The organism is Patescibacteria group bacterium, assembly GCA_038065255.1.
In the GTDB taxonomy this organism is placed as follows: Bacteria; Patescibacteriota; Patescibacteriia; order JACQRZ01; family JACQRZ01; genus JBBTRI01.
This window is the reverse complement of sequence record JBBTRI010000012.1, coordinates 1-20,680: the sequence shown is the minus strand read 5'-3', so window position 1 is coordinate 20,680 and position 20,680 is coordinate 1. Positions and strand designations below refer to the sequence as shown.

Sequence of the window (20,680 nt, the reverse complement as noted above, 5' to 3'; positions counted from 1 at the left end):
ATTTATCCTATGCAGCTTGACGATTCAATGATGGATAGCAAGCGAACCGCCAAACGGGGGGTTCGGGCAGTTGTTGAAGAAAAATTACACTCATTCCAAGGCGATCATCCGCCAAAAAACAAAGAGGTTGCGACTCTTATTGACAGGGTATTCGAATGGTCGCTCTACGGCATGGTGTTTCTGATGCCGCTTTTCTTCCTACCTCTGACAACTGATGTTTTGGAACTTAACAAACAATTACTGCTCTTTATCGGCACGCTCTGGCTTGCCGTACTCTATACCGGCAAAATCATTGCAACGGAACGGATCGATATCCAATGGTCGCCGGTGCACATCGGCATTGGCGCCGTTCTTGTGGCATGGCTTGTTACAAGCATCTACTCCATCTATCCCTACAACAGCTTCTGGGGCATTGAAAAACAGGAGTTTATAAGCTTTTGGACACTTGTAACGCTTTCGATTTTCACCTTCATCACCGTGAATGAATTGACTCCCCGCACCATGATCAATTCGATCTATGCTCTTATTGCATCGGTAACGCTTGCAATAGCCTATGCCGTTTTGCAGCTTCTGGGCATCTATATCATGCCGTTTGATTTCACCAAAACAAACGCATTCAACACGGTCGGACTGGTAAGTCTACTGGGGGTACTTGTTGCAACGTCGGTTGTCATGGCTATTGTCCACATTGTACGCCTCTCACTTTCTGAAGAAAAACAGCGCAATCTTCTCTCTATCCTTCTTGCGCTCTTTGCAAGTCTTGGGCTTATTTTCCTTATTATCATTTCAGAGCGCCAGCTTTGGATTGCAACCATACTCGGCTTGGGCGTAGCGCTGACAGCCCTGTACGTTAAGCTTCCGAAAGACAAGAAGATCATGTGGCTTGTTCTGCCAAGCTTTGTTGTTGTGTTCTCGGTTGCAATGATTTTTATCAGCTTTCCACGCCTTGTAGCGCTTCCTCTCACTATCAACCCTTCATTAAAAACGAGTCTTTCGATTGCCACTTCATCACTTACGGAACGACCCCTCTTTGGCACCGGACCGGGTAACTTCCTTACCAACTATACGAAAACCCGCCCCCAGGAAATCAACAACATCAACTACCTTCAAGCATGGGCATTGCGTTTTGACCAGTCAGGATCCTATCTTCTGACAAAAGTTGCTGAAACCGGAGCGCTTGGCATCATAAGTATTCTTACTCTTCTCGGCCTTCTGGCATGGACCCTTGGCAGGCTCTTAATTTCAGAACCAATGAGCGAGCAGTATGTTGCCCTTCTTGCGCTGGCATCAGGATTTATTACGCTAGGATATGCTGCAATTGTAAAACCGGGTAATATCACACTGACATTTTTGATGTGGCTGCTGATTGCATTCGGTATAACCTATTCTACCAATCAAATGAATGTAAAAATGCCGAAATTGCAGCATACCAATCGCTTTGTCATTCTTTCATCTCTTGCGCTTTGCGCAGTGATTATTGTTGGTATTGTGGGTACACTTGTGCTTGTGGGCCGCTATGGCGCCGATCAAACATTTGCCCGCGGATTGGAGCAGGATCAAAAACTCTCTCTCCAGCTGAGAACAACCGGTAAGGTGGAGGATGCCGAGGTTGACAAGCTCATTCAAACACTAGTGATTGCAAACCAGAAAAACCCCAATCATCATTCCTATCCCCGAGTGCTCAGCCAGGCACTTCTCTACAAAATGAACAATCTCCTCGGAAAAGAGGATGCGAGTAAAAACGGCCCGACGATTTCCGCACTTGCTTCAAACGCGGTAGATTCTGCGCGGCGAGCAAACCAGCTTAACCCTTCCGATGTGCGTAATGTGCAAAACCTTGCATCAACATACCAAGCTATCGCACCATTCACGACAGGGGCAGAGTCTTTTGTTGAAGAACATTATACCAAATCAATAGCCTTGGATCCCAAAAACCCACTCGTCAGGCTCGAGTTTGCCAAATACTTCCTTGATTCTGCGGCAATCAATAAGCAACGCAGTGCACAGGCAAAAGAGGAAGTTGACAAATCAAAGGCGCAAGAAGTCTACCAGCAATCGATTACCAATGCAGAAACACAGCTCAACGAAGCATTGAAATTGAAAGAAGATTATGCTCAGGCCCATCTGAGACTTGCTATGATTCGTATCGAGCAAAAGCAAAATGCCGATGCGGAAGGCTTCCTCGACAAGGCCGTAAATGAAAATATCAATCTGGCATCAATGCAATCTGCTGATGAAACGATATTCTACTTCGCAGGACTTGGATACAATACTATCGACAAACAAAACAAGGCGTTGGATTCATTCCGTCTTGCCCTCGGCTTGCGGCCTGACTACTCATTAGCAGCATGGCAGGCAGCGCTCATTGAGGTTGATAAGGGAAATAAGGATTCTGCGGTTCAGTTTCTTGAAGGAGCATTGAAGTATGATCCTCAAAATGAGATTATAAAGAAAAAGATTAGCGATATTCAAAATGGCGTAACATCAGAAAGCGCTGCGCCAGTACAGGAAATAGCACCAGCGGCACTAGATGCAACACAGCAGGGCACTACAGAGACCCCAGCACCGGAAGAGAAAAAAGCAGAATAAATATCAGGCGTTAAAAGACTCGGCATTGACGCCGAGTCTTTTAATTTTTCGGGATGGCGGGGGGTAGAGGAATCGAACCTCTCCTGGCGGTTTTGGAGACCGCTGTTCTACCGATAAACTAACCCCCCAAGTATTACTTGTTGTTGTAGAATAAGGCTTTATTGCTTTCTCGTCAATCGCTTTGCAGCATCCAACACATTTTTCATCAATATAACAACCGTCACGGGGCCAACACCACCGGGAACTGGTGAAACTGCTTTTGCTTTTGGCGCTACAGATTCCATATCAACATCGCCAACTGTCTTGTTTCCCTGTTTTGAAGCGCCAACATCAATAACAATAGCGCCTTTTTTTATTGAATCGCCAGTGATGATCTTTGGTTTTCCAACTGCGCTGATTACAATATCTGCCTGCAGAGTGCTCTGTTTAATCCTCGTAGCCGAGGATGAGACTACTTTCACGCGCGCGCCTTTTGATGCACAGAGCGCTGCTATCTGATGCGCAAAAAAGCCGCACCCGACAATAACAACTTTTTTATTCTTCAGTGATTGCTTGGTTGACTTGATGAGAGAAACAACCGACTCGGCAGTTGGAGGCCAAAAAACCGGTCTTACACCTCTTTGAAGGCTTTTTAGATTACTGGGATGGAGACAATCGATATCTTTTTTTGGATCCAATGTGGCACATACAGCACCAAGGGAGATGGGCTTGGGTAATGGAATTTGTACAATAACTCCGTGTATTCGTGGATTGTTTTGAAGAGTTTTTAGTTTTTGCACTACTATCTCTTCAGATGTATTCTTCGGCAAAAATACGCGCTTGCAATAAAAACCTAGTTTTCTCGCAAGATCAAGCTTCATGGAAACATACAGATGTGATGCAGGGTCATCACCAACCAATAGAATGCCAAACCCAGGCCTTACTCCTTTTTGCAGTAATGCCCTAGTATCTCTCTGAAGACGCATCGTAAAGCGTTGTGCTAATGCCTTGCCATTGATAATCATAGAGATTTCATGTCATGCCAATTAGGCCCTGTTTTCATATCGATAACGAGTGGGGCCTTTAGTATCGCAACTCCTTCCATTGCAGTGCGAATGCGAGAAGCGTACTGCAAGACACAGCCCTGACGCACCTCAAAAACAAGCTCATCGTGCACTTGAAGAAGAAGTCGAATATCTTCATTAGACACGAGGTTTAAATCTTGATACACAGCGATCATGGCAAGTTTAATAATATCCGCTTCACTGCCTTGCACGGGCATATTCACTGCCATACGTTCTGCGGCATTGCGCACCTGAAAAACCGACGAGGTGATTTCCGGTACATAACGGCGGCGACCAAACATCGTCTCTACGAATCCTCGTGAACGAGCCATGGAAATAGTGGCATCCAAGTATTCACGGACTCCCGGATATGCGGCAAAATATTTCGCGATAAAATCCTGCGCCTGAGAAAAAGAGATCCCTGCCGCTTGCGAGAGGCCTTGCGGACCCATGCCGTAGAGTACGCCAAAGTTCACTTCTTTGGCAGCTCTGCGCATATCTTGCGTGACATCTTCAGGGGACACTCCTTGCATCTCTGCGGCTGTAGAACGATGGATATCCTTGCCTTCCCGAAAAGCCTGAATCATTTTCTCATCATTCGCCAACGATGCGACAATTCTTAATTCAAGCTGGGAATAATCAGCTGCAAGAAGCTCATATCCGGGAGCGGCAACAAATGCTTTCCGAATTTCTCTTCCCATCTCTTGCCTAATGGGAATATTTTGCAAGTTTGGATTTGACGATGAAAGCCTTCCTGTTGCCGCAATTGTTTGATTGAAGCTTGTATGCACTCTTTTTGTCGTGGGATTAACAAGAGTCGGGAGTACATCAATATAGGTGTTTTTTAATTTTGCGAGCTCACGGTGCTGAATAATATGCTCAATAATGGGGTGAAGCGGGCGCATTTTTTCAAGTTCTGAAGCGGCTGTCGATAATCCCGTCTTTCCTTTCTTAATGCGGATTGTTGAAATATGCAAATCAACAAATAAAATTTCTTTGAGTTGTGTCGGGGAATTGATATTAAATTCCTTGCCTGCAAGAGAATATATTGTTTTTTGTATCACGCCCAGCTCTGTATCTACTTTTTTGGATAGCTCGTGCAACACCGACGGATCAAGCGCTATTCCAATGCGCTCCATATCGCAAAGAATAGCTACAAGAGGCACTTCGATTGTTTCTAGAAGCGAAAGAAGGTTTTCTTTTTCAAGCAAGTGACGATAATGCCCATAAAGCCGGAATGCCATCCATGCATCCTCGCATGCATACGGGGTAATATCTTCCAGTGCCACGTCGCTCATGGATTTTTGATCCTTACCCTTGGGACCAATGAGTGACTCGATGCGGATTTTTTGATATCCAAACTCGCTGAGCGCTAAGTTGTCAAGACTATACTCCCGTACACCGGGGTTGAGCACATATGCAGCAAGCATCGTATCAAAGGCAAGACCCGAGAATGGCAACTCATTACTAGCGCATACTTCCATGTCATACTTGGCATTGTGTGCAATTTTTTTTATAAGTTCATTTCCAAGAAATGATTTCAGTTCGGGTATCCATGCCGCATTCGCATCATAGGGAAGATAAAATGCCGATACCCCATCAAAACAAAAGCTTATGCCAATGAGACGGGCGCTTAGTGCATCCAGACTCGTGGTTTCCGTATCCACTGCGCAGAGGGTTTGCTGCGATAATTGTTTAAAAAATATTGTGGTATCCTTCTGACTGGAGAGGAGCGTATGGGACCACTTCGTGTCGCTTTGAGCTGTTTGAAAAAGCGTCGGTTGCGCTTCTGCTGCGCCGGGCAATTCGGATAGTTTAGAGAGAAGAGAAGTGAATTCGAGTTCATGGAAAATAGTTGAAAGACTGGAAGTATCAGCAGGCCTGAGTTTGCACAGTTCTATTGAAAAATCTATTGGGACATCATGTACAAGACGTACAAGCGATAAGCTCAATAATGCTTCTTTTTTCTGGGCTTTGAGTTTTTCAGCAACTTGTTTTTTTATACTATCCGCCGCGCCCCGTTCAAGCGCATCGTATATCGCATCAAGAGAGCCGAATGCCTGTATAAGTTCACGTGCTGTTTTTTCTCCAATACCTTTAACACCTGGAATGTTATCCGATTGATCGCCACGCAATGCTTTGAAATAGAGGAGTTGTTTTGGCTCTATACCGTATCGTTCTTGTACACCCTGTTCGTCATAGATTGCGATATCTGAAATTCCTTTTTTGGGAGTATAAAGGTGTGTGTTAGCGTCAACCAATTGCAACAAATCCAAATCACCGCTTAGAATAATTTTTTTGATTTGCGAATCTTCTTGTGAAATGTACGTACAAATGGTTGCAATACTATCATCGGCTTCAAAACCATCTTTTTCGAAAATAGGTATATGAAGCGCTGTAAGAATGTGCTTAATATGATCGATTTGATCGTAGAGTTCTTGGGGTTGCTTGACGCGCTTTGCCTTATATTCTTTAAATGCTTCGTGTCGGAATGTCGGCGCTCTTCTATCGAATGTTACCGCCGCATAGGTTGGTGTCAGATCCTTCAGTGCCTTCAGGAGAATCATGGTAAATCCGTATACGGCATTAACAATCTCTCCTTTCTTGGTGGTAAGGGGGGGCAGCGCATGCCATGCACGGTGCAGTAACGCATTGCCGTCGATAATCATGAAGGGTTCTTTCTGAGGCTTTTTCATATGTGCTTTCGTTCATACTGTTTACTAAACAGCGTCGCGGCATATTCCCATACCGACCACAAAAAAAATGTGGCTCCAAACATCTCGCTCGACTCCTCAATGACAAACAGTGGTATGAACGATCCCTTAACAAACCCACCCAACAATTCAAGTCCTATTGCAAGAGCAAAAAGCGCAGTACCTATAAAAAAATATATCCGTGATTGTCGATTCCGTATGTGTGCTCCCCAAAGTACAAAAAAAATAACTGCTGCGATAATGAACGGGGAGAACAAAATAAGCCAATTATAAGTTGGACTGCGAAAGGGGAGTAGGGTTGAATGTAGAAATTGCGGACCATACGTGAGCGCATAGTATGTGATATTTTCGTGCAGCTCGGATATCTCGTCAAATCCCAAAAAAATAAAAGTTGCCGAAAAAGCAATCCAACCAAACCAATGAAGACGGTTGCGCGAAAGCCATGCAAGAACGACACCACCACCAGCAATACTCACATGTTGCAATCCAGTGAAGTACGCGACAAACGTTCTTTCCCGATCCAAATGAAAGATATCAAAACGATCTCCCAGAACAAGGTGAAAAACAATCATGAGAATGTTGAGTAGGGCAATTGTAACAACAAATCTCTTTATCATAGTGATGGGATACTCCATAGAAAGCTTGGCATAAAACTCGTGCTATCAAACCCATTAGCCGTTACTACATAGGCGGTCCCTTGCTCATCAATAGTGATACCCTGCAAGTCGCGATATGGCCTTCTGAATAGTAGGCGCCTCTGCGTTTTGCCATCCGGAGTTATTTCAACTACCGAGCGCTCGCTGCTATTCGTTGCAAGAAGGGAACCGCCCGGAAGAACCGTGATATCCTCAATACTCTTCAGCTGAGAGATTTTTTCAACACTCTTTCCGAATTCAATGCGAAAGAGCGCGCCGCTAACATCATCAGAAACATAGAGGCGCTTTGAAGTTGAGTCATAGGCAATACTTTCCGGCGCCTTCCAGTCAGCGTGTTCCGGTTTCCAAATAACACTGCTCTTTCCCTGTGCAAGTTTTGTAATGGATTTTTGAGATTCATCAAGTACGTAGAGTGTGCTGTCTACCGCGACAAGCGCCTCGGGATGAACGAGCCCATCCTTCTTGCTCCATGCTGAATTCCATCCGTCTTTTCTCGTATAGCGAAATATTGTTGATTCTGATCCGTCGGATACATATACAGCATCCTTGGTTGCTGTCAGACTATCAGGGTCGTGTACGACTTTTTTTGGATCAGGAATTCGTTCGATAATGCCGTCGCGCAACAATAACACCGTATTTCCCCCTTCATTTGCCACTAACACTCCCCACGATGGGTGGTAGAATACGTCGTCTGTATGAAAAAGTCCTTCTTTCCAAGATGCGATTTGAGTAGTTGGAATATATGGAAATGCAACAACACTATTAGAAGACTTGAAAAGAATATATCCAAATAAGAGTACGCCTATGAATGTTGCGGCTCCGATTGCCAATTTCATACTCGTTCGTATTTGAAAGTTTACCGAGATGGGAATTCTGCCGGTCTTTTCGAGTACAAGTGTGAGTAATGCTGTAAAAAAAGTTGTTGCTGCTGCTTGTTCAAACACTTCTTCGATGCCGTTGAGAAAATTGCGCGGCGACCAAAATACCGCCCATTGATCTGAAAAGAAAAAGTCTGGATTTGATGAAAGAAGATTTGCAAGTGAGCGCAACGATCTATGGATTGAAATGTCAACAGTATCAAAGATCGTCGAGAGAAAATAAAGAATCACGCCAACTATCATGATAAGCCTGAATGCCGAGTGCCGCTTGGAATATTCTGTAAGAAAAAACCGGAATGAAAGCGCAACAATCACAAGAGCTACAACCGCATATGCAAGTGTAATATAGTCCGTAACTTCTGATGGATAATGCACAACTGCCTGAATGAAGCGTCCAAGCTTTTCATGGATTTCAAAGATTTCATCTGCGGCTGCGAAGAAAAAAGACGCTGACATGAGTCCCCAAAAACACATCAAAGGAAAGCGTGCCGCGTCTTGTGTCCCATGGTATATACGCACAAGAAATGCAGCGCACAGCGATGCGCCCAACAAAAAAAGTGCGGTGGAATACCGTATCCATGAAAATTCCTCCATAAGCCTGTGTGATGTATCACCGATAAAAACGACACTTGCCAAAAGAAAAGAGATGAAGAATATGGCATAGAGCATGAGTGATGGGATGTGCGCAATGCGTTTTCTGGCAACAAGCCATACTCCCCATACTAGGAAGAATGCAATACCTATTATAAGAAGATAGATGCGCAGCTCCCCTTCAAAAGGCAGAGTGCTTTTCTGGAGTGATTGATAGGCATCAAGCACAAATGGCGCACCTATGGCACTAGACAGAAATATGCCAATCAGCGCGCAAAGAAAATACAAAACAAACGAAATACTTTCTCGAAACATTGTTGAATAGGATTATGGAAAGAAATGTTTTCAAAAAGGCCTGGGCGGGAATCGAACCCGCGAATAGGGGTTTTGCAGACCCCTGCCTTACCACTTGGCTACCAGGCCACAAAATAATGAGCCATTCCGTACTATGGTATCAAATCTGCATATAAAATCAATGTCAGAAAACCAAAAAACTCCTTTGAGGAGTTTTTTGCTAACTATCACTTTTCTTATAAATTTGCGGCGACTTGGTCTTCGACAATTTCCATCTTTATCCGCTTTACGCCAAACTGCCGCGCTGATTTTTTTGTTTTAAGCCAAATATCTATGCGACCTCTTCCATATCGTGAGTTCATGCGATCATGAACGGTGAATGTGCGCTCACCAAAGAGTTCCGGCATGCGTACGCGCGTCCCGAACGGCAGAAAGTTCGCCGCTATAACATTCTCGATATTATTTTTGCACACATTAAAGCCATTTGCCGTTGTGCAGGGGTCGCTGTCGGTTTCTTCGACACTACTCGAATATGCAGTAGCTACAACAGCAATTTCGCGTTTCTTTTTTACGGCTATTACGGGCTTTTTTTTGACCTCCTTAATCTTTATAATAGTTGCTGTGAGTGATGGCGACTCCTCAATACTTTCGGTATTCTCATCATCTGATGTCACGCCGTCTTCTTGCCAAAAACCACCGAATGCCTGAAGTGGAGTGGGCGCTGCTTCACTGGCAGCCCACACGGGAGATGGGTGAATAAGCGTAAATTCAAAAAACATTATAATAACAAGGAAAAATGTAGGTATTCGATTCCAATACGAGTCCACAAGAGCCCTTCCTCTTCCCAGTGAACCAGCCCTCCAGCAGTTCAATGAGGCTTATGAATAAAAGGAATATCGACTCATCTGTCCTTCAATAAAAAGACCCTTCTCATTAAGGGTGCCTCTATTATATCACAGGTGGGGTTTTTTGTAAAGGGTAGGGAAGGGCAAAAACACCATTTTCCATTATGGTTATACTGTTTTAATACAAATAAAAAAGGCCCTTAAAGGGCTCCTGGTTAAGGCGTAGGGATTAGTCGACTACGCGATGCTCTTCGGCGCCACAGTCGCCACATCCGACATCATCCAGATACCATTTATCTGTCAGTCCATTATGGAGACAGGCATTGATGATAATAACTCCTGGAATAACACGCTGTGTTCTTCGGATGGCGTACTTACAGCTATTGATACAGCAAATAACAATCCTGTCAGGTGTTGATTTGCACTTTTTTAGCGCAGCGGGGATAACCTTCACAACTGTTTCCGCGCTTGCATGCGCTTGTTCAAATATCACAAGGGTTTTGCCTGTAAGATCAGTTTTTCCTTTTACTTCGTATACAACCCGTGGCTTTTCGCCCTTCTTCTTGCTCTGTATTCTTTGGGATGACGCCTGGAGAATCTGGCATGGATCAAGCAAAATAGGATTGAGGTGTTTCCGTGCGTAGTGAGTGGGCGTATCCCCACCTCGCGAAATCTTCAGAAGAACAATTTTTTTTTCATCGTCTACTTGTGGAGTAATGAATCGCTTACCCATTCGCGAAAGATATTCGTGATCAATAAGCGGAAATGCTGCCTGCAATGCAGCCTCTGCCATGATTCTACAAACAGCCTGCATTGAGTGCAGAAAAAGCCTATACTCTTCGCGAGCAAGACGCGCATTAACACGTCGCTCAAGGCGATTTGTCGCTTCATCAAGCGAGCGTAGGAGGGCTGATGGCGTCCCAAGATAGCGGCCAACCTCGCGAACAAGCTCTGGGCTTGTGCCTTTGAGAACCCACTCTTCGCTTTCATCGACTGGTGTTAAGATTGGTTGGCAGCCGACCAGTACAACGCCCCCGTTTTTTTCAAGCTTAGGTTGGCGTGTAAAGCCTTCTGCACACCCACTTCCCATGGATACTATTTGCTGCGGAATAAATACACAATCAGTTTGAGTTGTCATGGTACGATTTCTCTCTCGGCAAGGAGTATACGGGTAGCCGGAAAGGATGTCAAATAATACTCCTGTATGCGGAAGTATGTGAGTTGACAGTATTTTGCCAATTCCCTTCTGTCACAATCAAAACAAAAGACCACCACCTTTCAGTGATGGCCCTTTGCCTGGAGCGGGTAGCGGGAATCGGACCCGCCTCTGCTGCTTGGAAGGCAGCCATAATAACCACTATACGATACCCGCACGCAATTTTAACTACCGCTCACTCTACCAAAAAAGAAGAGAGTGCGCAAATGGTTGTTTTACTTTTTTACATTAAGAAAAATATCCCGTATCACGTCTTCGAGCGGAATTTCTTCGATGGTAATATCAACGACGGGAAGAGCATCAAGTAGTTTTTTTGCCATATCTTTAACATCTTCGCGTGCAACACGGTAGGTTGCCCGTACCGATGACAGTGATGTAAGTTCGCCATACTGCTCAAGTGATTTTTTTGAAACCTCGCGTACAAGCGTAAGAGTAATCTCCTTGTGTGTTGCGTGCTGCCGCATAAGGTCTGTGATTGATCCATCATACTGCAAAGTACCGGAATGAATCATGATAATTCTTGGACAGAGTTCTTCCACGTCATCCATTAAATGCGATGTGAGAATGATAGTTGTTCCCTTATCCTTATTCCATTGTTTCAAAAAATCCCGTATAGACTTCTGTGAAATAACATCAAGTCCTATTGTTGGCTCATCAAGAAAAAGAACGCTCGGATAATGGAGTAACGAATTAACTAATTCGCACTTCATGCGCTCGCCAAGAGAAAGTTTGCGCACCGGAATATCAAACAAATGGCTCACGGCAAGTGTTTCGCCCATGTCGTGTATTCTTGTTTTGTAATCGGCCTTTGAAATTTCGTAGATTTCTTTATTAAGCAGGAATGTATCGCGCGCCGGCAAATCCCACCACAGTTGGTTTTTCTGTCCCAATACAATTCCCATATGTATCTGCATTTCTTTCTTTCGGTGCCATGGGATTGAACCAAGAACAGATGCGGAGCCTGACGTTGGCCAAAGAATACCAGAAAGCATTTTGAGGGTTGTTGTTTTCCCTGCTCCATTCGGGCCGATGAATCCAATGAATTCAGCGGGCATAATTTCAAATGAGATATCCGCAACAGCGGGCATTGTACTGTACTCCCGATGAAACAGACCTCGCAGAGCACCGTATACACCCTCAGATTTCTTTGCCGTTCGATATGTTTTGGTTAAGTGATCTGCGGAAATGATGGCGCGTGAATCCATATAGTATAGTAGTTACTAAGAGCTTGCTGACGTATAGTGGCGCAGACCCGACCTCCATAGTGCAAGTGAACCGCATAAAAATATACTTGCAAGCACCGTTGCAAGAATAATATCGCCGAACGTACTATATCCCAAAAATGCCTTTGCAGGAAATGACACAATTACAAAGAGGGGGATGGCATAAATAAATGTGTATTGTATTCCTTTGGGAAACATCTCCGGAGGATACTGCGCCATATAAAATGCCTCCCGATAGAGCCAAAAGGCATTATGAATTTCAGTTGTCCAAAAATTAAGAGAGGAAAGCGCCAATACAATTGAATAAGCAAGTACAAATCCGATACCACAGAGATATGTGCCTGAAATAATCTGTTCAAGCGGAAGGGGTCCTAGTGCCTGAAATGCATAGACAAGGAAAAAAATCATTGCCGGCGCCGTAGAGAGATCGAAAAAATCAAAAATGCGAAATGATGAAAAGAAAAGCGGAGAAACCGGCTTGGAAAGAATAAAATCAAACTCTCCTTTCTGTACCCAGCGCTGAACCTCTGTGAGTCCGCGAAACCAAACAAGCTGCGCAAGAACATCGAATGCATTCATGAGCGCAAAAAAGAGAAGTACCTCTTCACGACGATATCCTCCAATAGTCGGCGTGTATGAAAATAGTGAAATAATGAGAAAGAAAAAGAAAAACATTCGCACGCATTTACCGCTCAAAAATGTATAAAAATCAAGACGTGATAGTGCCATGACCGAAAAATTCGCTGCTGCCAATCGCCACCAAATCATACATGCTTTTCGCAATGATTTCATAACTCTACCTCCCTACAGCCTCATATGATCGAATGCCTTTTTTCCATACTACCGCTAAAACCACTCCAAGCACCCCTATCCATACCCCCTGTACTAGAAGCGCTGCAAGAAACTCATACCCATTCATTCGTCCTAAATATGCCGTAATGGGAACAAACACAATTGAAGGGAAGGGTGTTGCTCCATAGATCTGCTGGAGCCAACCGGGAAAGAGATCGAGTGGCGCATATGCTCCAGATAGAAATTGAATGCCAATCATAGAAAGCCACCGCGGCCCATGTGAACGATAGGTCCAAAACGACAAACTCCCTGCAATAAAATCTATAAGCGTAATAATAGAAAGCGCACCAATAAGAAGAACGGCAAACTGCATTAATGAAAAGATATGTGTTTGAAAAAAGAACGAGGAGCGTGTTGCAGCAACAACAAGTACTAGGCTTACGATGGCTGCCAGTATATTAAGAACTCGCATAGCCCCAATCTTCCAAAACCAGTAGGCAAGATAATTAATGGGACGTAAAAGAAAGTTAATAAGATCGCCGTCTACGATTTCGGAAGCGACCATATCCATACTATATACAAACAGCATCATATACATGGATCCGGCAAGGACAATATACGTACTTAGCTCTTCTTGCGAATATATGATCGACTCACGGCCAAACATATGAAAAACAAACAAAAGAGCGATATACAAAACAAGTGCTCGAAGCCTGCCAAATACAAAATTTGCGCGATACATAAGTTCACGTGCAAGCGCTAATCTGAATGCTACTAGATACTTTCCCATATCTACCAATTGAAGCATACTGCGAGTTATTTAAAAAGCACCTCGTGTTCCATGAGATGCTTTTTAATCGGGCTGCTGGGAATCGGACCCAGTCATCTTGGTCCCAAACCAAGCGTACTACCGGTATACGACAGCCCGACATTCTGAAATGTGAGTATAGTATAGAGGAAGCCCGCATCATTGACAAGATGCTTGGTTTTGGTTAAATAGAACTACTACATAAATGCTTAAAAACTATGAAACAATCAATAAAAGGCGTTGTTCTTTCCGGAGGACATGCAACGCGACTTGGGGAAATCACGCGTATCACCAATAAACACCTGTTGCCGATTGCTGATTATCCAATGATCTACTACCCCCTTAAAGCGCTCGAACAAGCGGCCATAAAAGAAGTATGCATCATCTCAGGCAAGGAGCACGCCGAACAATTCATTGCCCTTCTGGGGGATGGCAGAGTCACTGATCGCTGTGGAAAACAAGTGTTTGATCTTGATCTCACCTATCGCATGCAGGCCCGCCCTGGTGGAATTTCTGAGGCGATTTCTCTGGCACGCAACTTTACCCACGGAGACAAACTTGTCGTTTTTTTGGGAGATAATATTATTGAAGGGAATATTATTCCCTATGTCCAGAAATTTTCCCATCAGCTCCGTGGAGCACGCATTTTACTGCGACAAGTAGAAATACCAAACGCGTACGGCGTGCCATCATTTGATGATGACAAAAATATCATCGCGATCGAAGAAAAACCAACTGCACCAAAATCGAATTATGCCGTCATTGGCGTTTATATGTTTGACTGGCAAGTGTTTGAGTTTATCGATTCTATCAAGCCGTCTGCGCGCGGGGAACTTGAAGTTACCGACCTTCTTAATCAGTACATCAAAAATTCTCGCCTCGAATATGATATTTTGGAAGGATGGTGGCGTGATGCCGGACAATCGCCAAAGGAGTTGTCAGAAATCAGCCAGCTTATTTATCAAACAGGGGTAAACAAACTAAGCCTCTAGCGCAGCTACTCAAGTGCTTGAAGTTTTTAATAGATGGTGTATCCTTTTGTGATACGCGGGCGCGTAGCTCAGCTGGCTAGAGCACTTCACTGATAATGAAGAGGTCAGAGGTTCAAGTCCTCTCGCGCCCACCAGGGCATCAAAATTACTTTGTAAGAAATTCTCAAAATCCTGTTTCAACGGGATTTTGTGGTATAGTAGACATTATGGAACATGCAATAAATCTTATCTTATTAGGACTTGTCGGCGGAGCCTTTTCTCTGATTGGCGGGCTTATACTTATTCTCTGTGGATCACGAATCACAACACATGTCATGACACCGCTCATTGCTTTTGCATCCGGTGCATTTCTTGGTGTTGCTTTTCTTGATTTATTACCAGAAGCAATTGAATCACTTGAAGACCCTCATGGAGTATTTGTGGCATTTCTTATCGGGATTTCTGCCTTCTTTGCGCTCGAACGATTTTTGATGAAGTATATCCGACACCATGAAGCTCATAGCGAGAGCCATGCCGACCACACTGAATCATTACCACTTCTCATTATTATCGGGGACAGTCTCCATAATTTTCTCGACGGAATTGTGATCGTCTTTGCCTACATTGCTAATCCTGCAATCGGATTTACCACCGCTTTAGCGGTTGCAGCACATGAGGTGCCACAAGAGATAGGAGATTTTGCCATTCTCCTCGACCGGGGGTGGTCGAAGATAAAAGTAATTGCTGTAAACTTTTTTTCTTCACTCATGACGTTAGTAGGTATCGGTGTTGGGCTGTTAGCTGCGTCGTGGTTTGAGTATGGCTTGCCATATCTACTCGCCGGAGTTGCGGGCATTTTCACTTATATTTCACTTTCCGACCTTGTGCCGGAATTACACCATCGCGCAAAACACCATTCTTTTTTTCGTGTTGTCTTATCGTTTCTTGTCGGACTTATTCTTGTTGGGGCTATAGTCACTAATATGCATGAGTAAGAAGAATAGGGCATTGATATTTTTAGAACAATTGATATACTGGGGATGTTCTCCATCTGCCGAGGTAGCTCAGTGGTAGAGCGAAGGACTGAAAATCCTTGCGTGGGGAGTTCGATTCTCCCCCTCGGCACCAAAAGAAGTTCAGCTCGTCTGAGCTTTTTTTGTGCGAAAAAGACAAAACTCCGTATTAAATGGAGTTTTGTTACTTAACACACAGTATGCATTATGCAGCTTCCGATTGTGCATTCTCATAACTTCCGATAACCGCGCGGACGCTCTCGAAAATGATATTTTTCTCACGTTTACGACTTACGTCATTAACATTGGTCGACAAATCAAGCGCAGATAAAACACTATTAAAGTACGTTCTTTGAATACGTGATGCGTCTGCGTATCCTTGCGCAAAGAGTTTCTCAAAATATTTCTGACCAACGGCAACTTCATCTTCCATTCCAATAAGTACCAGGAGTCGTGCACGGACAGCATTTGGATCGAATGTTGCAATGGGCATTTTTTCCGCAACCCGATGTAAGCGCTCCGCTGCGCAGCGACGTGCGGCTTCGTCAAGCGCAGTGATACTATTTTCATCAACATCTCCGTCGGTATGCTTATGTTGCTGATCGCTGAAATACAATTCACGATCAATAATTTCTATATCGGAGGCATTCTCAATCCATTTCTCAAGCTGATCCATAAACCCTTCTTGTGTAAGAAGCGTACCGGGAAGCACATTGACACCAAGCGCCTTGCGTACCGTTTCTGCTCGAAACAATGATGGAGATTCTCCAAAATCCTGTGCCGTAAGGGGGGTTGTTTCCACGGGCATCCCGAGTGGGCGAGTTGCGCGACCAAGAACTTTATCCAAAAGAGAGGGTCCTCGTGCTGCTTTTCTTGCTTCTGCAGCAGCTTTTTTCGCATCATCGCGTGCAACAGCCTCTGCCAAATCCGAAAAATCTTTTGGCGCAGCGTATGGTGTCGGCCGGCGCAATATTTCAATCTGCTCGACATTAAGGTTTTTACCTGGACTAGGTGTTGTATTGGCAATACCCTGTATATCTTCTTGGCACTGGCGAATGCGCTCAAGTGATTTCTCCATAGACTGAAGCGCGGCATCCGCCTTGGATTCCGGTTTAAATCGTTTGTGGAATGAATAGATTTCTTCAACGGCCTTTCCAATCAATCCTGTCGCGCCAATGGCGAGTGCCGTGAGTGCCTGTCCCGGAACAGGAGAAAATGCACGAGCAATCCCTTCGGAATAATAGCGGACTCCCTGGAGAGATGTTACAACGGTATGAGCAGGCGCGTGACCATCCCACTCATTGAAACCCAGCGGCAAACCATTCAGTACGCTCACTATTGGAGCGGCAACTGTCGAAACAATTGATCGAGCCATTGCGCGGCCGCGTTCTTGCTCAATGAGTTTTTTTTCACCAAGTATTTCTTTTGTTTTTTTTGCCGGAAATTGAGGTTCGCTTGCCGGCTCGCTATTCTTTGGCCTCCCATTCAATACTGCTTCTTCTGCCGTACATACCTTTTTTGCAAGATCTGCGGCATAGTGGATATATTCTTCAGCAGACATGATACCCTCACGATAGTGGCGCGCTGCGAGCTTTCGCTCTCCTCGTAATTTTTGCACTTGTTGCCGTTCTTGTTCAAGAAGTTTTCTTTGGGAACGTCCGCCGCGAAAATAATAATCAACAACTTCAGAGATTGTTTTGATTGATTCGCGCGCAATAAGAGTTGTTGCAAGAACCGCCGCTACTGGCGTTACGGGCCCTAAGAGATGAGAAAATAACTCCGACTGCACCACTTGATGAGTAAGATAGGTTGCTTCACCCAAAAGAGTAAGTCGCAAGAGATTGCCATGTACGGTAGTGCACAAGTCTTTCTTAAGCTCTCCTCTAAGCCCGTCCCCCCAGCGAGATGTATCGAGTATGCGTTCTTGTTCTTTGATATTTTTTACTTCTGCAAAAATCTCATTCAGCCGGCGTGCTGATTCTTGACGAGGGGTTTTTTCGCCAGTGGCTGCATTCAGCGACCGATCAATCGAAATAACGGTCGATCCATCTGTCAGCTGTTCTATTTCTGTTTCTGTGCCTGTAGGACGAGGTGGAATATGCTCTTTGATATCTACAACATTCTTCTGAGGCGCTTTTGTCTTACGTTCAGATGCTGAAAATGTATTGTATAATTTTTCTGTCAATGAAGAAAAAAATCCCATAGATTTAATAAATTTATTCGTTGATGAATTGATGTTTATAAATCAACGCCTCTTCAACGGCCATTGTTTCAAGAGAGGGGAGATTGCTATCAGAAAGAATGGCGCGCGCTTCGTCAGCTCGGCCTTCGGAAAGTGCCACAATCAGCGCATCCTGATCATGGAATGCAAGTGAGTCTTGCAAGCGGGAAGTAATACGATTTTGTATGGTAATAACCATATCTGTCGATATCTCCTGGCGCTGCTTCGAGGAAACGCCTGCCATGTCGAGAAGTTCGAAAATATCTGCTTTTAAGAGGTCTTGAATAGGTGTCTGAACTGCTTGATTTGCCATAAAATACTTTAAAATATAATAAAAACGATCGGCGCAATTATACCACAGATCCATATAAAAGTCAATACCGCCGACTTACACTTGGCCATTGTCATCCTTGACAGATTGTACTCGCGGCGCTAGGGTTTGTGTTAATGGACATTAACAATACGCCTGATTATCCTGACTACATCAGTCAGTCTGTCGCCTTAAAGGAATCGTTCAGAGTTTCCGGAGCCGCCGCATTAGCTGCGGCAATCATGAAAAACCGATCTATCTATGAAGACCGTCGTATTCCATCTGCGTCTCGGGATGTGTATCGAATTGGAAGTTTTATGGCGGACGGCATTGAACACCATGCCATACTGAAACTCGAGCGAGGAATAGCAGATATGTCACATATTGCATTCGAGGCACACTTTTTTTATCAATGCAGTGCTCGACGTCCCAACGTCGACATTCCTTCATTCGTACTGTTGCCACGAGTCGGACTGATTCAAGGCATTATCATGGAAGACCTCTCGCAGGGTGGGTATTATACTATTGAAGAGCTTTATCATGCACAGCGGAATGATCACCCCTTTCTTCAGGATCAATTATTCCGTCAAGCGGTATTCATGTTTGAACACGAAATTCTCAACATTCCCCTTATTGTATTGAATGATCAGATTTTTGACTACTTCCTTTCAGGAGTTGGGATGGATTCGCTCCGAATGACAACATTTGTCGTTTATAATGCGAAAGAATTTAAGCGCCTCGTTGTCGCTGACATTGATCAATTGTACGGCATTTTGAAAAAGATGGTTGACGCAAGCCGCATTTCTGAACTTGAACAACTAATCGTAGACATTGGTCAAACATAGCTATACCTCGCCATCGCGGGGTTTTTTCTTTTTGAAAAATAAAAAAACCGCCTTTGGGGGGCGGTATGGCCAAGTGCTATCTCTTGGCGTAAGGCCTGCAAACCTTTGCCTTCAAATCGAGAAAACGCAAAGTGAACGTCTGACGCTCTTTCGGCAAATCTGCCAAGGTTTTGGGGGATGCTCCACCGTCGCAAGCAAGTACTGCGAGCTCAGACTCCTTCAAGTACCATGGTTTTGCCAACTCTTCTTCGCGCCGTTGGCGATCTTCTTTTTCGCGCTGTCTTTTTTCCTGATATTTGCGGTTGTCGGCTTTGCGATTTTTATCCATCCACATATCCTTTATCGCTATGCAAATCCATACGACTCCCAAAAGACACAAAGAGAGTGCGGTGACTCCTACCGCCCAACCAAGTGCTGTCTGGCCCATACGGATAAATGTCGTGTGTGTATCGCGCGTATGGAGATACCACCCCGCACTAATAGCTAGAAGTGCCGCTGGACTGAATGCATAGGGGATGAAATACAGCGGTAGAAATTTTTCACTCAATCCCCAGAGGTGACTTGAGTCATTCCAGTTTGGATAGAAGACTGATCCATTTAGACCAAGCCAAATGTCGGAAATAGATGTGTCGAGCACATTCCTCAGAGGCCTGAAATTGATTTCTTTCATTCCCACTGATAGCAGACCAATGGTGATAGCCAACCGACAAACGTAGTTTACCGCCACGACAGTCGGCTGAAGCATAATCGCATAGATTGCACGCTTACGAAACTCGCACTGATCGTATGGCGTATCAAAGGATTCGAAATGAAGATTGACCCACTTCTGCATCCATACTGGCGGCTCCTTGGCAAAACATCCTTCCGGTACTTCGATGTCTATTGATGTAGAGATGAGATTCCGAATCTTCGCCTGTGCAGATTTTTTTTCTGCCAGTGTCACCATAAGCTTTCTGCGCTCTTTTTTCGAAAGAGTATGGAACGGATCATTCAAAATCATCTCTTCTTCATATGAAGAGTGATCGAGAAATTCCGTACCAAGTGCAGTGAGAATACTATTATCATACCGTCCGGATGTCGCCCATACACCCTTATCGTTTTCATCCAGATAGCGATCGAGAAGCTTTTCAAGTGGCTTACTCTCGAAGCGGTCTACCCATACAAGGCGCGCAAATATCCGCACCCATCCGGTATACTTGAGTGGGATGTAGGCGATAAGATTATTGAGAGGGAAGAGGTAGCGCTGCTCGTGTTGAAGATTGAAGTGGTCTCCTGCGCCCTTGAACTGCGGCATAATAATAATGAGAAGTCGCGGTTCAAGCGCTTGTTGTTGTGAAAGGTACTCGAGAGTGTCCTTACCGATGCACCAGCTGATAATAGCCGTTCCTGTGGTAATCGTCGTTTCGTTAACTTGCAATTTGATCATCGTTTTAGACAAGGGGAGTGTAGGATAGAAAAGTGTTTTTGTCAACACTAAAAAGACCGCCTTCTGGGCGGTCTTTTTTGAGTTCTTCGTTTCGAAGACAAGATGAAAGTGACAAATCCTTGCGAACAATACTTTCGTCAATAGCCCAGTACGGCAAAATGCCGCACTGTCGACTGTTTCCTATATCTCCCTAGAAAGGAGGTGATCCACCGACAGCTTCCGCTACCGGTGCCTTGTTACGACTT

16 protein-coding genes and 6 tRNA genes are annotated in these 20,680 nt (G+C 44.5%); 6 read left to right on the top strand and 16 right to left on the bottom strand.

Annotated features, from left to right (window positions below; genetic code table 11):
* Positions 1-9 precede the first annotated feature (9 nt).
* Entirely contained in the window at positions 10-2,589 is a 2,580-nt protein-coding gene (locus AAB400_03655; GenBank protein MEK7648982.1) for a hypothetical protein, read from the top strand.
* A gap of 54 nt (positions 2,590-2,643) precedes the next feature.
* Here the strand turns inward: AAB400_03655 and AAB400_03650 are convergent.
* From AAB400_03650 to AAB400_03590, 13 genes are all read right to left on the bottom strand, one after another.
* Positions 2,644-2,717 (bottom strand) — tRNA-Trp (locus AAB400_03650).
* Between the two features lie 30 nt (positions 2,718-2,747).
* Entirely contained in the window at positions 2,748-3,593 is an 846-nt protein-coding gene (locus AAB400_03645) for a bifunctional 5,10-methylenetetrahydrofolate dehydrogenase/5,10-methenyltetrahydrofolate cyclohydrolase (protein ID MEK7648981.1), read from the bottom strand.
* Positions 3,590-6,328, bottom strand: a complete 2,739-nt coding sequence (gene polA / locus AAB400_03640) for a DNA polymerase I (protein ID MEK7648980.1) — start codon at positions 6,326-6,328, stop codon at positions 3,590-3,592. Before polA ends, AAB400_03645 begins: the two co-directional genes overlap by 4 nt.
* Positions 6,325-6,963 (bottom strand): hypothetical protein, encoded by a 639-nt coding sequence (locus AAB400_03635; GenBank protein ID MEK7648979.1) that lies wholly within the window; start codon positions 6,961-6,963, stop codon positions 6,325-6,327. Before AAB400_03635 ends, polA begins: the two co-directional genes overlap by 4 nt.
* Entirely contained in the window at positions 6,960-8,786 is a 1,827-nt protein-coding gene (locus AAB400_03630; GenBank protein ID MEK7648978.1) for a hypothetical protein, read from the bottom strand. Before AAB400_03630 ends, AAB400_03635 begins: the two co-directional genes overlap by 4 nt.
* Before the next feature lie 36 nt (positions 8,787-8,822).
* Positions 8,823-8,894 (bottom strand) — tRNA-Cys (locus tag AAB400_03625).
* A 107-nt stretch (positions 8,895-9,001) separates the two neighbouring features.
* Positions 9,002-9,544, bottom strand: coding sequence for a hypothetical protein (locus tag AAB400_03620; GenBank protein MEK7648977.1), 543 nt, complete (start codon positions 9,542-9,544; stop codon positions 9,002-9,004).
* 295 nt (positions 9,545-9,839) lie between these two features.
* Entirely contained in the window at positions 9,840-10,748 is a 909-nt protein-coding gene (locus AAB400_03615) for a uracil phosphoribosyltransferase (protein MEK7648976.1), read from the bottom strand.
* Positions 10,749-10,907: 159 nt separating this feature from the next.
* Positions 10,908-10,982, bottom strand: a tRNA-Gly gene (locus tag AAB400_03610).
* Between the two features lie 59 nt (positions 10,983-11,041).
* The gene (locus tag AAB400_03605; GenBank protein ID MEK7648975.1) at positions 11,042-12,031 is read right to left on the bottom strand and encodes an ATP-binding cassette domain-containing protein; all 990 of its coding nucleotides are present in this window, start codon (positions 12,029-12,031) and stop codon (positions 11,042-11,044) included.
* A 15-nt stretch (positions 12,032-12,046) separates the two neighbouring features.
* Positions 12,047-12,817: an ABC-2 family transporter protein gene (locus tag AAB400_03600; protein ID MEK7648974.1), complete on the bottom strand. Its 771-nt coding sequence runs from the start codon at positions 12,815-12,817 to the stop codon at positions 12,047-12,049.
* Positions 12,818-12,845: 28 nt separating this feature from the next.
* Positions 12,846-13,649, bottom strand: a complete 804-nt coding sequence (locus tag AAB400_03595) for an ABC-2 family transporter protein (protein MEK7648973.1) — start codon at positions 13,647-13,649, stop codon at positions 12,846-12,848.
* A gap of 49 nt (positions 13,650-13,698) precedes the next feature.
* A tRNA-Pro gene (locus tag AAB400_03590) sits at positions 13,699-13,769 on the bottom strand.
* A 98-nt stretch (positions 13,770-13,867) separates the two neighbouring features.
* Between AAB400_03590 and AAB400_03585 the strand changes: the two genes are divergently transcribed.
* The 4 genes from AAB400_03585 to AAB400_03570 all read left to right on the top strand — a co-directional run bounded on the left by AAB400_03585 (position 13,868) and on the right by AAB400_03570 (position 15,748).
* A complete protein-coding gene (locus AAB400_03585) occupies positions 13,868-14,641 on the top strand; it encodes a sugar phosphate nucleotidyltransferase (GenBank protein ID MEK7648972.1) in 774 nt (257 codons plus the stop codon).
* Positions 14,642-14,698: 57 nt separating this feature from the next.
* Positions 14,699-14,775, top strand: a tRNA-Ile gene (locus AAB400_03580).
* A gap of 72 nt (positions 14,776-14,847) precedes the next feature.
* Positions 14,848-15,615 (top strand): ZIP family metal transporter, encoded by a 768-nt coding sequence (locus tag AAB400_03575; protein ID MEK7648971.1) that lies wholly within the window; start codon positions 14,848-14,850, stop codon positions 15,613-15,615.
* 58 nt (positions 15,616-15,673) lie between these two features.
* Positions 15,674-15,748 (top strand) — tRNA-Phe (locus AAB400_03570).
* Between the two features lie 90 nt (positions 15,749-15,838).
* Here AAB400_03570 and AAB400_03565 read toward each other — a convergent pair.
* A complete protein-coding gene (locus tag AAB400_03565; protein ID MEK7648970.1) occupies positions 15,839-17,836 on the bottom strand; it encodes a hypothetical protein in 1,998 nt (665 codons plus the stop codon).
* Positions 17,837-17,849: 13 nt separating this feature from the next.
* On the bottom strand, positions 17,850-18,167 hold the full coding sequence (locus AAB400_03560; protein ID MEK7648969.1) for a hypothetical protein: 318 nt from the start codon (positions 18,165-18,167) through the stop codon (positions 17,850-17,852).
* Between the two features lie 134 nt (positions 18,168-18,301).
* On the opposite strand from AAB400_03560, the gene AAB400_03555 reads away from it, so the two are divergent.
* A complete protein-coding gene (locus tag AAB400_03555) occupies positions 18,302-19,009 on the top strand; it encodes a hypothetical protein (protein MEK7648968.1) in 708 nt (235 codons plus the stop codon).
* A 76-nt stretch (positions 19,010-19,085) separates the two neighbouring features.
* On the opposite strand, the gene AAB400_03550 is transcribed toward AAB400_03555, so the two are convergent.
* Positions 19,086-20,435 carry a hypothetical protein gene (locus tag AAB400_03550; protein MEK7648967.1) on the bottom strand — a complete coding sequence of 450 codons (1,350 nt, stop codon included), beginning with the start codon at positions 20,433-20,435 and terminating at the stop codon, positions 19,086-19,088.
* Between the last annotated feature and the right edge of the window lie 245 nt (positions 20,436-20,680).